This window comes from Blastomonas fulva (assembly GCF_003431825.1).
In the GTDB taxonomy this organism is placed as follows: Bacteria; Pseudomonadota; Alphaproteobacteria; order Sphingomonadales; family Sphingomonadaceae; genus Blastomonas; species Blastomonas fulva.
Map to the genome: position 1 here is coordinate 820,125 of NZ_CP020083.1, position 14,340 is coordinate 834,464.

At 65.1% G+C, this 14,340-nt stretch carries 17 protein-coding genes; 8 read left to right on the forward strand and 9 right to left on the reverse strand.

Going from position 1 to position 14,340, the window contains the following annotated elements:
- Positions 1–19: 19 nt before the first annotated feature.
- On the reverse strand, positions 20–1,318 hold the full coding sequence (locus tag B5J99_RS03925; protein ID WP_117351541.1) for a sigma-54 interaction domain-containing protein: 1,299 nt from the start codon (positions 1,316–1,318) through the stop codon (positions 20–22).
- Between the two features lie 370 nt (positions 1,319–1,688).
- Here B5J99_RS03925 and B5J99_RS03930 point away from each other — a divergent pair, with 370 nt between their 5' ends.
- Positions 1,689–2,504, forward strand: coding sequence for a flagellin N-terminal helical domain-containing protein (locus B5J99_RS03930; protein ID WP_117351543.1), 816 nt, complete (start codon positions 1,689–1,691; stop codon positions 2,502–2,504).
- 301 nt (positions 2,505–2,805) lie between these two features.
- On the opposite strand, the gene B5J99_RS03935 is transcribed toward B5J99_RS03930, so the two are convergent.
- The 8 genes from B5J99_RS03935 to B5J99_RS03970 form a co-directional block, all read right to left on the reverse strand.
- A complete protein-coding gene (locus tag B5J99_RS03935; protein WP_054135659.1) occupies positions 2,806–3,531 on the reverse strand; it encodes a sigma-70 family RNA polymerase sigma factor in 726 nt (241 codons plus the stop codon).
- 46 nt (positions 3,532–3,577) lie between these two features.
- A complete protein-coding gene (gene flhA, locus B5J99_RS03940) occupies positions 3,578–5,701 on the reverse strand; it encodes a flagellar biosynthesis protein FlhA (RefSeq protein ID WP_117351544.1) in 2,124 nt (707 codons plus the stop codon).
- 5 nt (positions 5,702–5,706) lie between these two features.
- Entirely contained in the window at positions 5,707–6,504 is a 798-nt protein-coding gene (locus B5J99_RS03945; RefSeq protein ID WP_117351545.1) for a lysozyme family protein, read from the reverse strand.
- Positions 6,505–6,813: 309 nt separating this feature from the next.
- A complete protein-coding gene (locus tag B5J99_RS03950; protein ID WP_054135662.1) occupies positions 6,814–7,122 on the reverse strand; it encodes a hypothetical protein in 309 nt (102 codons plus the stop codon).
- Complete coding sequence (flgM, locus tag B5J99_RS03955) at positions 7,122–7,409, reverse strand: flagellar biosynthesis anti-sigma factor FlgM (protein WP_054135663.1); 288 nt, start codon at positions 7,407–7,409, stop codon at positions 7,122–7,124. The genes B5J99_RS03950 and flgM overlap by 1 nt, the downstream gene beginning before the upstream one ends.
- Before the next feature lie 115 nt (positions 7,410–7,524).
- Positions 7,525–8,082, reverse strand: a complete 558-nt coding sequence (locus B5J99_RS03960; protein ID WP_245991735.1) for a flagellar protein — start codon at positions 8,080–8,082, stop codon at positions 7,525–7,527.
- Positions 8,083–8,139: 57 nt separating this feature from the next.
- Positions 8,140–8,637, reverse strand: a complete 498-nt coding sequence (locus B5J99_RS03965; RefSeq protein ID WP_117351549.1) for a hypothetical protein — start codon at positions 8,635–8,637, stop codon at positions 8,140–8,142.
- Positions 8,634–9,335, reverse strand: a complete 702-nt coding sequence (locus tag B5J99_RS03970; RefSeq protein ID WP_117351551.1) for a MotA/TolQ/ExbB proton channel family protein — start codon at positions 9,333–9,335, stop codon at positions 8,634–8,636. Before B5J99_RS03970 ends, B5J99_RS03965 begins: the two co-directional genes overlap by 4 nt.
- Positions 9,336–9,579: 244 nt before the next feature.
- Here B5J99_RS03970 and B5J99_RS03975 point away from each other — a divergent pair, with 244 nt between their 5' ends.
- The 7 genes from B5J99_RS03975 to B5J99_RS04005 all read left to right on the forward strand — a co-directional run bounded on the left by B5J99_RS03975 (position 9,580) and on the right by B5J99_RS04005 (position 14,333).
- Entirely contained in the window at positions 9,580–9,930 is a 351-nt protein-coding gene (locus B5J99_RS03975) for a flagellar basal body rod protein FlgB (protein ID WP_054135667.1), read from the forward strand.
- A gap of 3 nt (positions 9,931–9,933) precedes the next feature.
- On the forward strand, positions 9,934–10,338 hold the full coding sequence (flgC, locus tag B5J99_RS03980) for a flagellar basal body rod protein FlgC (RefSeq protein ID WP_054135668.1): 405 nt from the start codon (positions 9,934–9,936) through the stop codon (positions 10,336–10,338).
- The gene (locus B5J99_RS03985; protein ID WP_117351553.1) at positions 10,335–10,988 is read left to right on the forward strand and encodes a flagellar hook assembly protein FlgD; all 654 of its coding nucleotides are present in this window, start codon (positions 10,335–10,337) and stop codon (positions 10,986–10,988) included. Before flgC ends, B5J99_RS03985 begins: the two co-directional genes overlap by 4 nt.
- Positions 10,989–11,042: 54 nt before the next feature.
- Entirely contained in the window at positions 11,043–11,873 is an 831-nt protein-coding gene (locus B5J99_RS03990; protein WP_054135670.1) for a flagellar hook-basal body complex protein, read from the forward strand.
- A gap of 48 nt (positions 11,874–11,921) precedes the next feature.
- Positions 11,922–12,665: a flagellar basal body rod protein FlgF gene (locus tag B5J99_RS03995; protein WP_054135671.1), complete on the forward strand. Its 744-nt coding sequence runs from the start codon at positions 11,922–11,924 to the stop codon at positions 12,663–12,665.
- Positions 12,666–12,686: 21 nt separating this feature from the next.
- On the forward strand, positions 12,687–13,478 hold the full coding sequence (gene flgG / locus B5J99_RS04000) for a flagellar basal-body rod protein FlgG (RefSeq protein WP_054135672.1): 792 nt from the start codon (positions 12,687–12,689) through the stop codon (positions 13,476–13,478).
- A 162-nt stretch (positions 13,479–13,640) separates the two neighbouring features.
- Positions 13,641–14,333, forward strand: a complete 693-nt coding sequence (locus tag B5J99_RS04005) for a flagellar basal body L-ring protein FlgH (protein WP_117353347.1) — start codon at positions 13,641–13,643, stop codon at positions 14,331–14,333.
- The last annotated feature ends 7 nt before the right edge of the window (positions 14,334–14,340 follow it).

Consider the following 14,340-nt stretch of genomic DNA (forward strand, 5'->3'; position numbering starts at 1 on the left):
CTAGCTCCTCTCGCCCCGGTCACGCGGCAGCTGCCAGCTCGCGCATATTGGCGAGACGGTAGCGCAGGGTGCGTTCGGAGATGCCCAGCATGCGGGCGGTTTCGCGGCGGTTGCCGCCGTTTTCGTCCAGAGCCTGCTGGATCGCATCATGTTCGACAGCGCGCGACAGGCTGTGCAGATCGCCGGCGCGCATCAGCTTGACCGTGCCTGCGGCGGGCACCGGATCGGCGCGCGGGCCGAATGCGGCGGGCGCAGGTGCAGCGGCAGGCGCGGTGAACAGGCGTACCGGGGCAAGCCCCAGATCCTCGGCTTCGATGGCATCGCCATCGCGCAGCACCAGAGCACGCTGCAGCACATTGCCCAGCTCGCGGGCGTTGCCCGGCCAGCTATGCGCCTGCAGCGTTTCCAGCGCTTCGGCGCTCAGCCAGGCGAAATCGCTGGCATCGTTCTGCATGCGGATGAGCATGGCGGCGGCAATGGCGCGGACATCCTGACGGCGATCGGCAAGGAGGGGGAGTGCGATCGGCATCACGTTGAGGCGCCAGTAAAGGTCTTCGCGGAATTCGCCCGCAGCCACCAGCTCGGCGGCATCGCGGTTGGCGGCGGTGACGATGCGGACATCGACCTTGACCGAACGAGTCTCGCCGACGGGCAGGACTTCACCTTCCTGCAGCGCGCGCAGCAGCTTTGCCTGCAGCGCCAGCGGGAGCTCGGTGATTTCGTCTAGGAACAGGGTGCCGCCATCGGCAGCGCGGAACAGGCCCTCGCCATCGGCCGATGCGCCGGTAAACGCACCCTTCTTGTGGCCGAACAGGATGGCTTCCACCATGGTTTCAGGCAGCGCGGCGCAGTTGACCGCGATGAACGGGCCCTTGGCGCGGGGGCTCTGGTCATGCACCAGACGGGCCATGCCTTCCTTGCCGGTTCCGGTTTCACCCTGGATCAGCACCGCAGCCTCGCTGCGGGCGATGCGCGCGGCATAGCCCATCAGCTTGGCCATTGCAGGCTCACCCACGGCGGGACCGCGTCCGGCGCGCAGAAGTTCGGCGATCAGCGCGAGGCCGAGCGGCATGTCGTCAAAGCCGAAGGCGATGCGGGCGGGAAGACCGTTGGCGGCGCGCACCAGCTGCGGTGCGCCGTCCGTGAGATCGACAAGAATGTCACGATGGCTGGCCGAGGCGATTTCCTGCGCCATCAGAACCTTGACCGCACCGGCGGTCGTGGCGACCGCAACCGGGTTGATCCAGGCCGATTTGAGCCAGCTTTCGAGCATGGGCAGGTTCGTACGAACGGCCTCGCTCAGTGTGCATTCGATCATATTTCAGTCCCCCGACTTAATGGATCGCGGAGACTGCCGTTAAAGAGAGGCCCCGCAGAGACTATTCTAGCAAGGCCTGTGCCAATTGCGGGGAATGGCCGGAAAGCGCGGCTCTGGGGCGCCTGTATATAAGGCATCACCCGCCCGCGTCATTTTATTGACGCGAGCAGTCAAGGAACCGGTGACGGATTTTTGACACCTGCACGGGGAAGGTGTCGGCGGATTGACGCCCCTTGCCTTCCCTTTCGCACCGGCCCGAGCGGACGTGTCGATTTTTTTTCTTAATGCCCCCTGCCCTGCACCGTTAACGCTTTCGAGGCCGCTTTGGTGGGACCGAGCCGCCCCGTTCAAGAACTGAAAGGAACAACAGATGACTGTTATCGGAACCAACGTCGCGGCAATGCGTGCATCCTATGCCTCGACCACTGCACAGAACAGCCTGTCCAAGGCAATCGACCGCCTGTCGACCGGCAAGCGCATCAACTCGGCAGCCGACAACGCCGCCGGCAACGCCATCGCCACCCGCATGACCTCGCAGATCCGCGGCCTCAACCAGGCTGTCCGCAATGCGAACGACGGCATCTCGCTGGCGCAGACCGCAGAAGGCGGCATGAACGAAATCGTCAACATGCTGCAGCGTATGCGTGAACTGTCGGTTCAGTCGGCTTCGGGCACGCTGCAGGACACCGACCGTGTCAACCTGCAGGCTGAAGTTGCCGAACTGATCCTCCAGATCGACGACGTCGCATCGCGCACCGACTTCAACGGCGTTGCCCTGCTCGACGGCACCAACGCAACCGTCGACGTCCAGACGGGATCGTCCTCGGGTGAAACCGTCGCCATCACGCTGACCGACGTCACTGCCGCTACCCTGGCCGTCGACGCGATCGACATCGGCACCGCTGCCGGTGGTGACGGCGCCCTGACCGTGCTCGACACCGCGCTCGACACGATCACGACCGCTCAGGCAACTCTGGGTGCCGCGCAGAACCGTCTGCAGGCAACCGTCTCCAGCCTGGTCAACCGCGTCACCAACCTGTCGGAATCGCGTTCGCGCATTCAGGACGCCAACTTCTCGGAAGAATCGACCCAGCTCGCCAAGGCGCAGATCCTGAGCCAGGCATCGACCGCGATGCTCGCCCAGGCGAACCAGAGCCAGCAGGGCGTTCTGAGCCTGATCCGTTAATCGGTCGGGAACAACAGACGACTTCAACCGTATAGGCTCCGCAACGGCCATTTTACGACAACTCACTGGCCTGAGCCTTTCGAATTCCGATCAACCCCCTTCCCCGTCCAACGGGAAGGGGGTTTTTCGTTGTTGGGGGTTGGGGCTTTAGACCCTCTCCCCTTGAGGGGAGAGGGTTGGGAGAGGGGCATGCGCTGGACGTTCAGCCCCTCTCAGCTGCGACTAGGCAGCAAGCTGCCAAGTCTCGCTTCTCTCCCTTGGGCCGCAGGCGAGCGAAGCTCAACGGGAGAGAGCTATATCATTACCGCGTGCTTGCCAGCCGCTTGCGCAGCTTTTCCAGCGCGGCCTTCTTGATCTGACAGACGCGCGCGGCGGTGATGCCGAGGATCAGGCCGATCTCGTCGAGGTTCATTTCCTCGATATAGTGCAGCTGCAGGATCAGCTTCTCGCGATCCTTGAGCGTTTCGATGCTAGCATTGAGCAATTGCTTGAGGTTGTCCGCCTCCATCCGGGTTTCGGCCGAATCCTCGTGATCGGCAAACCACATCGAATGTTCGGAATAGACCTCGTCCATCGATTCAAAGCGCACGTCCTGCGCGGCATCGGAGCGCATGCGGTATTCCGCCGCATCCATGCCCAGCGCCGCGGCCACTTCCGCCTCGGTCGGGTTGCGGCCCAGCTGGCGGACCAACTGCTCCTGCGCCCGGCGCAGTTTCTTGCGGAAATCCATCGCCGATCGGCACATGTTGCTCGACGAGCGCAGATGATCGATCAGCGCGCCGCGAATGCGCATGCTGGCATAGGTCGCAAAGCCGTGGCCGCGATCCTCGTAATGGTTCGCCGCCTCGACCAGAGCGACCATGCCGATCTGGATCAGGTCCTCGATCTCGATCACGCCCGGCGCCATGCCGCGGACGTGCCAGGCCAGCTTGCGGACCAGGGGCAGATGCGCCTCGATCAGCTTGCCCGGCGCAATCGCGGCGGGTTTGCGGCCATAAGTGATCGTCTCGATGGGAATGTGCTGCATATTATGTGTCCAGCTTCATGAGAATGTCGGGCTGCGGCTCTGGCTTTCAGCCGCGCGAGAAGGAATGTTCGGCCTGGGGCGCGCGGTATTGCGTCTGCCCGCCAACCGTGGCGACCACCTCGACCGGCTTGTCGTCGGGCAGCTCGCGGAACGAGAGCACCGGCGTATCGGGGAAGCGCGGGCGCAGCAGATCGGCGAGCGGCTTGCGCGCCAGCGGCGAGGTGACCAGCGCGTAGTTGCGCTGTTCCAGCATCAGCGGTCGTGCAGCCTGCTCGATGGCTCCCAGGATGCGCTGGGCAAGTCCGGGCTCGATCGGGAAGGCAGCATCGCCAGCGACGCGAAGCGACTGGGCGAGCAGCGTTTCGAGCTCGGCATCCAGCGTCACCACGGGCAAAGGCAGGTTCACAGGCACCAGCGACTGGATGATGATCGAGCCGATCCGCTGGCGGACGCCCTCGACGATCTGTGGAACGGTGGTGCCTTCGCCCGCCGCCTCGACCATTGCCGAACAGATCCGGCGGAAGTCGCGCAGCGGCACGCCCTCGCGCAGCAGCTCGCGGCACACGGCGGAGATGGTGAACAGCGAGAGCGGCTGCGGGGTGAGCCCGTCGACCAGCTCGGGCGAGCTTTCCTTGAGCGTTTCGAGCAGCTTCTTGGTCTCGTCCATGCCGAACAATTGCGCGGCGTTGAGGCGGACCATCTGGTTGAGATGCGTCGCCATCACGGTAGCGGCATCGACCACGGTATAGCCGGCGACGATCGCCTCGGCACGCATGTCGGAAGAAATCCACACCGCATCCATGCCGAAGGTGGGGTCCTTGCACGGACGGCCTTCGATCGGGGTGTCGATATCGCCGCTGTCGAGCGCGAGCAGATCGTCGGGCCAGATCTCGTCCTCGGCAACGATGGTGCCGCCGATGGTGATGCGATAATGGTTGGCGGGCAGGCTCATGTCGTCCTTGATCCGCACCAGCGGGATGACGAAGCCGAGTTCCTTGGAGATCTGCTTGCGGATGCCGGTGACGCGGCGCATCAGCGGCGCATCGCGGCGTTCGTCGACCAGAGGCACCAGGCCATAGCCGACATCGATCCCCAGCATCGCGCCATCCGAGACGTCCTGCCAGTCGATGGCATTGGGATTTTCGGGCGCAGCGGGGGCAGCGTCCTCGATCACCAGCGGCTTGGGCCGCGACAGCTTCCACGCGATGAACCCGGCAACCGCAGCGGCGGGCAGGATGATCAGATGCGGCATCCCGGGCAGCAGGCCCATGATGCCCAGGATCGCGGCCACCGGCACCCAGGCCTTGGCGATGCCGAACTGGCCCGAGATCTGGCCGGGAAGATCGAACGGCGAATTGACGCGAGTGACGATCGAAGCGGCGGCGATCGACAGCAGCAGCGCGGGCACCTGCGCCACCAGCGCATCGCCGATGGCGAGCATGGTGTAGTTGGAGGCGGCCTCGCTGATCGACAGGCCATGGCTGACCATGCCCAGGATGATGCCGCCGACGATGTTGACCACCAGGATCAGCACGCCTGCAACCGCATCGCCCTTCACGAACTTGGACGCGCCATCCATCGAACCATAGAAATCGGCTTCGGTGGCGACCTCGACCCGGCGGGCCTTGGCTTCCTCGGGCGTCATCAGTCCGGCGTTGAGATCGGCGTCGATCGCCATCTGCTTGCCGGGCATCGCATCCAGGGTGAAACGCGCCGAGACTTCGGACACGCGGCCTGCGCCCTTGGTGATCACGACGAGGTTGATGATCATCAGGATTGCGAACACGAAGATGCCGACGATATAGTCGCCGCCGATCAGCAGGCTGCCGAACGCCTCGATGACATGGCCGGCCGCCGCGCCGCCTTCATGCCCGTTGACCAGCACGACGCGGGTCGAGGCGACGTTGAGGCCGAGGCGCAGCAAGGTCGCGAACAGCAGCACCGTGGGGAAGCTTGAAAAGTCGAGCGGCTTGGTGACGTTCAGCGCCACCATCAGCACCGCAAGGCTGATCATGATGTTGAAGATGAACCCGATGTCGAGCACCAGGGCAGGCACCGGCAAAATCAGGAACACCACCAGCAGCAGGGTCGTGAGCGGCAGGATCGCGCCGCGCGACATGGCAAGGATGCCACCGAGTTTGCTGACGGAAGTGTTGGGCGCAGGTGTCATGAAATTCAGGCTCCCATCGCGGCGAGCAGCATGTAAGCCAGCCGCGCATTGTCATTGCCGCCAAGGCTGGCGGTCATTTCGGGTCGGGCAGCGCGCGCATTGGCGAGCCGGACGTAATCTGCAGGTTGCACCTGCGGCAGGTCATTGCCTTCGCGCGGCAAGCGGCTGCCGCCGCCATTTGCCGCTCCGCCCAATTTGTCGGCAAAGCGGCCGCGGATCTCGGCAAAGCTGCGCGGGTTGCCCGAGCGGTCGTAGAAGATGTTGCGGTTGGCGTGGGCTGCGCGGCCGAACTGGGGCGCGGCTGCTGCATCGGGGTTGGCATCATGCGCGGCGAGGAACTGGCGGGCGCCTTCGGGGCCCAGGAAATGCGCGAGATACAGATCTACCGGCGCGGCCTGACGGCCCAGGCTGCCTTCGAGATACTGGCGGTTGTCGGAGGCAAATTCCCCCGCCATCAGCGCGGCAACCTCGGGATTCTTGCGCAGGGCAAGGATCGCCTGGCGGGTTTCGGTGTCGGCCACGCGGTAACGGCCCTTGCCGTCGCGCTGGATGGCGTTTGCCGCCCAGTCCAGCCCGTGCTTGGCGCCATGCTTGTCGACGACGCCCAGCCAGCTCTGGTCGATGAACTGATACAGGCCGGTGGCGGACGAGGTCGAGGCCTTGGCGTCGGGATTCATGCCGCTTTCGATGCGTGCCTGACCCATCAGATAGGTGAAATCCACGCCGGTGCGGCGCGCAGACGTGGCGATCGCGCGGGTAACGCGATCTCCATTGCTGCCGACACTGCCAAGATACGAGGACAAAACGAGTCTCCAGAGGTTCTGGAGATGTATCAGCAAGACCTGTGCCAATTTGTGGGATGTGGGGGGGCAGTCGGGCCAGGGGGGAGATCGCAGAGCAACTGTCTCCCCTACCGCTTGCGGGAGGGGCAGGTCCGGATTGCCGGACCGGGGTGGGCTGGGAGCACGGCCCTCAGAAGGATTCACATATTCTCAGGCCTACCCCGGCCTGCGGCCACCCCTCCCGCAAGCGGTAGGGGAGAGGGAAACAACACGAAAAAGCCCTCCATCCGGTACCGGATGAAGGGCCAAAAGCAGCGTTATATCAGAAAGTTACGCTCGGCGAACCGGCGCGCTGTAGGTGCTGTAGGCTTCCTCGCCCTGGATCTCCGCGACGCGGCGTTCGACATGGTCGCGCAGGAAGCGCAGCCGCTGGGCGGCGGCGGTGTTGAACTTCAGCAGGCTGTCGAGCTGGCTGCGGGTGCTGGTGTCCGCGCGCAGCACGCCCTGATTGCGCAGCGCGTCGGTGATGCCGCCCAGATCGCGGGTGTGCGCGATCATCGCGGCGGTATCGCCTGCGTCCAGCGCTGCGATCAGCGCGCTTTGCGTGTCGGCGAAGCGCTCAAGCAGATCGCCCTGCATCAGTTGGCGACTACGCCGAGGTCGAGTTCGATCATCTTGGCCGCAAGCTTTTCGGCATCGATGACATAGCTGCCATTGGCGAGCGCATCGCGGATCGCGGCGACGCGGCCCTCATCGATCGGCGCGGATGATGCCGCAACCTGCGCGAAGCTGGTGGTGGTGGGCGCGTTGCGCACGGTGTTGTCCGTGGGCGCAGCGACGGCTGCGGCCTCTACGGACTTCTCGGTCGCACCGCTCTTGCGGGTCGCGCCGAGCGCCGGACTGCCATAGGCTGTAATGCGGGACATGGAATAAAGACCTCGTTCTAGCATGACTTACGTCCTTTAACGGCCTTGGCCTGAATTGCTTAAGGCGAATTTTTGACAAAAGGTTAACGCGGTCTGGCCCGCATTGGTGAACGGTTTAGTTACCAAGAATGGTGGCGCGGCCCGGTTCGATGATCCGCACGAAGATCGGCTTGCCCCTGGGCTCGTCGCGCACGGGGATGACTTCGCCCACGCGGCCGTCCTTGTCGGCGATCATCACCCGCGACAGCGAGAAGCTGGGGCGCTCGACGGTGAGCAGGATCGGCTCGCCGCGCTTGATGCCTTCCTGGCCCAGTCCTGCGGCCCCACGCTGCAGCGGCGCGCGCGAGGCGCTCGCCTGCGCAGGTTCGACGGCAAGATCGAGCGGAACGCGGATGCGCCAGCCCAGCGTCGGGCAGCGCACCGCAGCAGCGCCCATGTCGGGGCCGGTGATCTCCAGCGCCACCGGGCAGGCCTTGAGCTTGAGGCGGCGGTCGACCAGCGCGCGTGCGCCGCCCGGCTGTCCGACCTCTGCGCCCATGGTGGCGGCGACGAGAACGTCGATCTCGCCCAGATTCTGCATCCCCGGTGTCTGGGGCTGCGCCGTGGCCGACGCGGATATGGCGAGGGCCGGGATCAGGGCCAGCGCGGCCATTGCTGATTTGGGAGCGAACATAAGCGGTCCTTTAATGACTGTCGGAACAATCACAGCAAGGTCCGTGCCAGAATTCCGCTATTGCCGGGGCGCGGTTGCGCGCAGCGTGAGCGTGACATCGCGCTCGCTGCCGGCAGAGCCGGTGCCGGGGCGGGCCAGATCGGGGACCATCGCGCTGTCGGCTACGCCCTGGTCCGCGAGCACGCGCATGATCGCTGCGGTGCGCGCGGCCGCCAGCTCCCACCTGTCGAGCCTCGAGGCGCCCTTTTCGGCCACCACCGGCACGATGATGCCGATTTCGACAGTTTTGCTTTCGGCAGGGCGGGCCTTGGCCCCCAAGGCAATGATATCCGCCACGCCCTGATCGGTGAGCCGTGCCTCCTGCGGCTCGAACAGCCTGGCGAGCTTGAGCGTGACGCGCTCGGCCGATGCCGGTGCGCTGCTGCCGAAGCTGTCGGCCAGCGCTTCTGCCACCGCCGGGTGCCGATCGCCCACGCTGGCGATCATCGCCATCACCCCGGTCATGATCAGGGCGAGGTCGAGAAACGAGACGGTGGTGCGCTGCGCGGGGGTCATGACGGCACGGCAGGCGTCCGCACCGTGCGCGGCTCTTCGGTCGCGACGCACAGCCCGCTGGCGGTGATGTCGGGATATTCGCGACGGCCGATCTCGATCAGCCGGCGCGCGGCGTCCTCTTCCCAGCCGATCTGCTCGCTGGCGATACGCGCCAGCCGCTGCGCGATCGGCCCTGCGATCAGGTTGGAGAGCACCAGCCCATATAAAGTGGTAAGCAGCGCCACCGCCATCGCGCGGCCGATCGAGGCGGCGTCCGAGACATTGCCGAACAGCAGGATCAGCCCGACGACGGTGCCCAGCATCCCCATGGCCGGCGCGCAATCGGCGACATTTTCCCAGAAGCGGACCATCGCGGTCAGCCGCGCGCGGCGATGCGCGCCCAGCCGCAGCATGGCTGCCTGAAAGCCGTCGAGCGAGCGGTTGTTGGCCATGGCATCGGCGGCGGCGGAGACGAACGCGCCGCCTGCCTTGACCCGGTCTGCGCAGCTGATGCCGCGGCTTTCGACCGTGTGCTCGATGCGCAGCACCGCGCGGTGCCCTGCATCGGCCTGGTCCTGCACCTTGATCCACAGCTCGCGGCGCAGCGCCGAAAAGCCGCTGAGCGCCGCCGCGGTGCCGTTCTGCACCCAGGCGACGGCAAAGCTGCCGCCTGCGACGCAGCCCAGCGCCAACGGATCAAGAAAGGCGGCAATCGTCATGATCTGTCCTGTTCAACCCCCGATTGCGCAACCCGGCCAGAGCGGCAAAAACCTGCCGCCCGACCGGCAAAAACCTGCCGCATGGCCCTGGGCGCGCCCGGCTGGCCCGCCTGCGCACCCCATGAAATCGACGGAAAACCAAGCTTTCCCCAAAATGGCACGGCCATTGCTTACCCATTGGGCGACGCATTTTGTCCATCGCTTATGACGGCAGATGCAGCCATTGGTTAAGAGGATTGGTCCCATGGGGGCAGACAGGCTTTTTGGAATGCACGGCACGGCGCTGCAGCTGCGATCGCAGCGGCTGTCGATGCTGGCATCGAACATCGCCAATGCCGCGACGCCCGGATACAAGGCGCGCGACCTGGACTTCGACAAGGCGATGCAGCGCGTGCAGGGTGGCGACAGCCTGGACGCGGCGCTGGGCGAAAATGCGGGCTACCGCGTTCCGCTGCAGCCTTCGATGGACGGCAACACGGTGGAGCTTTCCACCGAGCAGACCTTGTTTGCCGAAAACGCCATCGGCTATTCCACTACCCTGTCGTTCCTTGAGGGCCGCGTCGCGACGCTGACCCGCGCGATCAAGGGAGAATAAGCCATGCCAGGCCCCATGAACATCTTCGACATTTCCGGACGGGCGATGTCGGCGCAGCTGTCGCGGCTCAACACCACCGCGTCGAACCTCGCCAATGCGCGCACCACCTATTCGAGCGAGGCCGAGGCCTATCGCGCGATCAAGCCGGTGTTCAAGACGATCGAGGAAAGCCCCGGCGTCGCCACCGTGCAGGTCGACAAGGTGATCCAGTCGGACATCAAGCCGGTCAAGCGGCACGACCCGACCAACCCGTTGGCGGACGAGGAAGGCTATGTCTGGGATGCCGGCGTCGACGAGACCGCCGAGCTGATCGATATGCTCGAGACCGCCCGGCAGTACCAGAACAACGTGCAGGTGATGCAGACCGCCAAGTCGCTGATCCTCGATACCGTAAGGATGGGCAAATGACGACGATTGCAGGCGATTTTGCCACCACCCAGACCAAGACGCAGACGGCTGCCGCCAAGAACAGTCAGGAATCGCTCGGCCAGGCCGCGTTCCTCAAGCTGATGACCGCGCAGCTCAAGTTCCAGGATCCGTTCGATCCGGTCGACAACCAGGCGATGGTGGGCCAGATGGCGCAGTTCAGCCAGGTTGCCGGCATTTCCGAAATGAACGCCTCGCTCAAGGCCATCGCGGGCGGCTTCGGCACCTCGCGGCTGTCGGAGGCCGCAAGCTTCATCGGCCGGTCGGTGCTGCAGGATGGCGACACCGCGCATGCCGATGCCGAGGGCCGCTATCGCGGCGAATTCACCGTCAATGCGCCTGCACAGAATGTCGCAGTCGAATGGCTGAATGCCGCAGGCGAAGTGGTTCACACCCAGCAGCTGGGCAACGTCAATGCGGGCAAGGTGCCGTTCGAGCTGATCAGCCAGGACGACGCCGGAAACCCGGTCGATGTCGGCGCGCTCAAGGTCCGCGTCACCGGCGCAGCTCCCGCCACGATGTCGGTCTGGCTGCCTGTGACGGCGGTCGAATCCAGCAGCAACGGTGCAGAAGCCATGCTGGTGACCCCGGCAGGCAACATCTCCGCCGCCAGCGCCAGACGCATCGGCTGACAAGATTTCCTTCCCCTTATCCACGATCCAGATTTCACTGAGGAGTAAGCCCAAATGTCCTTCGTCACCTCGCTGAGCGGCCTGAAAGCGGCCCAGACCGATCTTTCGGTCGTTTCCAACAACATCGCCAACGGCAACTCGATCGGCTTCAAGAAGAGCCGTGCTGCCTTTGGCGATCTTTTCGCATCCGCGCCCACGCAGAGCACCAAGTCGGTCGCCGGCCAGGGCGTGCGCCTCAACGGCATCGTCCAGCAGTTCACGCAGGGCTCGCTCAACTCGACCGATCGCACGCTCGATCTGGCGGTCGCCGGCGACGGCTTCTTCGTCGTCAAGGGCCAGCCCCCGCGCGAGGCGCAGAGCTATACCCGCAACGGCTCGTTCTCGGTCAATGTCGACCGCGAAGTCGTCGACAACACCGGCAACAAGGTGCAGCTGCTGCCGGTCAACGCTGCAGGCCAGGTCACCTCGACCGCCAATGCCGACATGTTCGATTTCGTGCTGCCCCAGACCGATCCCAACGATCCGTCCGCCGTGCTCTCCAACATCACCGTCGCCGATGACGGCGCGGTCACCGCGACCTTCTCCAACGGCAGCCAGACCCGGCTGGGCGCGATTGCCATGGCAAGCTTCGCCGCGGTCGAGGGCCTTCGCCCGATCGGCGATTCGCACTGGCAGGCAACCGGCGATTCGGGCGTCGCGCTGCTCAACCAGGCCGGCAATGGCCCGCTGGGCACCGTCCGTTCGGGCACGCTGGAAGCGGCGAACATCGACCTGACCGAAGAGCTCGTCGCGCTGATCGCGGCGCAGCGCAACTTCCAGGCGAATGCCCAGGCGATCGAAACCGCCAACAACATGACCCAGACGATCGTCAACCTCCAGGTCTGATGACGGCTGAGTGACTGACCTTTCCACCTCAAGACACGGTGCCCTGACATGGACAAGATGATCCACACCAACCTGAAGGCCATGCAGGGCATCATGAACCGGCAGACGGCCATCGCCAACAACATGGCGAATGCCGATACCACCGGTTTTCGTGCCGAGATCGTCAACGCCCGCGCGCTGTATATCCAGGGCGAGGGTCTCGACAGCCGCGTCTCCACCAGCGAGGCGGTGATCGGCGCGGACATGAACGGTGGTACGATCGAGAACACCGGCGGGGTGCTGGACATCGCGCTCAACGGCGATGCGCTGCTGGGGGTCCAGGCCGCCGACGGCGCCGAAGCCTATACAAGGCGCGGCGATCTGGTGGTCAACGAGACCGGATTGCTCACCACCGGCGATGGCCACCCGGTGCTCGGCCAGAACGGTCCGATCACCCTGCCCTCTGCCGACAGGATCACCATCGCCTCGAACGGCGCGATCTCGATCGTTCCGGTCGGCGGCGATCCGGCCCAGCCGATCGAGGCGGGCCGACTGAAGCTGGTCAGCCCGCAGGGCAGCGAGATCAAGAAGGGCCGCGACAACCTGTTTCGCGTGCCCGGCGATGGCGTGCTGCCCGATGACCCGGATGCCAGCGTCACCACCGGCGCGCTGGAAGGATCGAACGTCAACATGACCCAGTCGCTGGTCGACATGATCGAGGCCAGCCGCGCCTGGGAGACCCAGGTCAAGATGCTGACCACCGCGCAGGAAATGGACGATAGCGGCGCGCGCATCATGCAGATGCCTGCTTGACCCCCAACGGAGTGAATTGAGATGAGCAACGGAGCCCTTCAGGTCGCCCGCACCGGGCTGGACGCGCAGAACACCAAGATGCGCGTCATCGCCAACAACCTGGCCAACGTGAACACCACCGGTTTCAAGCGCGACCGCGCCAACTTCGAGACTTTGGCCTATCAGCAGCAGATCGCGCCGGGTGCGCGCGCCGATGCGCAGAACCGCTATGCCACCGGGCTTTCGGTCGGCACCGGGGTGAAGGTCGCCGGTACCAGCCGCATCGACACCCAGGGCTCGGCGCAGATTACCAACAACGCGCTCGATCTGATGATCGAGGGCAATGGCTATTTCCAGGTCCAGCTTCCCGATGGCAGCTTCGCCTTCACCCGCGCGGGCAATTTCAACCAGACCGCCGAAGGCCTGCTGGTCACGCCCGAAGGCCTGCCGGTCGTCCCCAACATCCAGATCCCGCCCGGCGTCACCGGAATCACCATCGGCGCCGATGGCATGGTCTCGGCCACGCTGGCCGGACAGGCCGAACCCAGCGAGCTCGGCCAGATCGAGATCGCCAGCTTCGTCAATCCGGCGGGCCTGCAGTCGCTGGGCGACAACCTGCTCGCGCAGACCGCAGCCAGCGGCCCCGCCGTCACCGGCGCTGCCGGGCTGGAGGGCCGCGGCAAGGTGCGCCAGGGCGCGCTCGAGGGATCGAACGTCAACATCGTCGAGGAGCTGGTCGACATGATCGAGACCCAGCGCGCCTATGAGGTCAACTCCAAGATGATCCAGGCGACGGACGAAATGCTCCAGTTCGCCAACCAGCAGATGGGTTGAGGATATTAAATGACGCGCAGCAACAATAACCACGGCATCGTGCCCCCTCTCTCCTCCCGCTTGCGGGAGGGGTGCCCGCAGGGCGGGGTGGGCGCGTCGCAGGGGGACGCCCGCGCTTTTGCTGCGCCGGCCCTGCCCCTCCCGCAAGCGGGAGTGGAGAAAATGCGTTCGCCAGCTCGCGCCGGTGTGGTCGCAGCCATCGCGCTTTCGCTCGTCATGTCCGCCTCCCCCGCCTACGCCAAGAAGAAGAAGCAGCCGATCCAGCCCGATCCGGAGTATGCACCGACCCTGTCGATGCCGCGTCCGGCGCCGGCTGTGCCCAATGGCGCGATCTTCCAGGCGAGCAACGGTTATTCGGCGCTGACCAACGGCGCGCGCGCCGGGATGGTGGGCGATGTGCTGACCATCGCTCTGGTCGAGCGCACCCAGGCGGCAAAGTCGAACGGCGCCAACACCGATCGCAACGGCAGCATCGGCATCACGCCGCCTGCCACCGGCCCGCTGAGCTTCTTCAACCCCAGCGATATCGGCATGGGCGGCAACACCACCTTCCAGGGCGCCGGCACCGCGCAGCAGTCGAATTCGCTCCAGGGCCAAGTCACTGTCACCATCGCCGAGGTCTATCCCAACGGCACCATGCTGGTGCGCGGCGAGAAGCTGATCAGCCTCAATAGGGGTTCGGAGCATATCCGTTTCAGCGGCATCGTCCGCGCGGTCGATATCGGTCCGGAAAACATCATCCCGTCCTCGCGCGTCGCCAATGCCCAGATCATCTATGGCGGCAGCGGCGAAATCGCCCGCGCCAGCCAGAAGGGCTGGCTGCAGCGCTTCTTCGAAATCATCAGTCCGTTTTGAAGGCCAC

Bases quoted from the DNA above. Each gene is read 5' to 3' on its own strand.
- B5J99_RS03930 (WP_117351543.1), top strand. From the start codon at position 1,689: ATGACTGTTATCGGAACCAACGTCGCGGCAATGCGTGCATCCTATGCC.
- B5J99_RS03960 (WP_245991735.1), bottom strand. From the start codon at position 8,082: ATGTTCGCTCCCAAATCAGCAATGGCCGCGCTGGCCCTGATCCCGGCC.
- B5J99_RS04005 (WP_117353347.1), top strand. From the start codon at position 13,641: ATGCGTTCGCCAGCTCGCGCCGGTGTGGTCGCAGCCATCGCGCTTTCG.
- B5J99_RS03985 (WP_117351553.1), top strand. From the start codon at position 10,335: ATGACGACGATTGCAGGCGATTTTGCCACCACCCAGACCAAGACGCAG.
- B5J99_RS03970 (WP_117351551.1), bottom strand. From the start codon at position 9,335: ATGACGATTGCCGCCTTTCTTGATCCGTTGGCGCTGGGCTGCGTCGCA.
- B5J99_RS03950 (WP_054135662.1), bottom strand. From the start codon at position 7,122: ATGCAGGGCGATCTGCTTGAGCGCTTCGCCGACACGCAAAGCGCGCTG.
- B5J99_RS03990 (WP_054135670.1), top strand. From the start codon at position 11,043: ATGTCCTTCGTCACCTCGCTGAGCGGCCTGAAAGCGGCCCAGACCGAT.
- flgM (WP_054135663.1), bottom strand. From the start codon at position 7,409: ATGTCCCGCATTACAGCCTATGGCAGTCCGGCGCTCGGCGCGACCCGC.
- B5J99_RS03975 (WP_054135667.1), top strand. From the start codon at position 9,580: ATGGGGGCAGACAGGCTTTTTGGAATGCACGGCACGGCGCTGCAGCTG.
- B5J99_RS03935 (WP_054135659.1), bottom strand. From the start codon at position 3,531: ATGCAGCACATTCCCATCGAGACGATCACTTATGGCCGCAAACCCGCC.
- B5J99_RS03925 (WP_117351541.1), bottom strand. From the start codon at position 1,318: ATGATCGAATGCACACTGAGCGAGGCCGTTCGTACGAACCTGCCCATG.
- flgC (WP_054135668.1), top strand. From the start codon at position 9,934: ATGCCAGGCCCCATGAACATCTTCGACATTTCCGGACGGGCGATGTCG.
- flgG (WP_054135672.1), top strand. From the start codon at position 12,687: ATGAGCAACGGAGCCCTTCAGGTCGCCCGCACCGGGCTGGACGCGCAG.
- B5J99_RS03965 (WP_117351549.1), bottom strand. From the start codon at position 8,637: ATGACCCCCGCGCAGCGCACCACCGTCTCGTTTCTCGACCTCGCCCTG.
- B5J99_RS03995 (WP_054135671.1), top strand. From the start codon at position 11,922: ATGGACAAGATGATCCACACCAACCTGAAGGCCATGCAGGGCATCATG.
- flhA (WP_117351544.1), bottom strand. From the start codon at position 5,701: ATGACACCTGCGCCCAACACTTCCGTCAGCAAACTCGGTGGCATCCTT.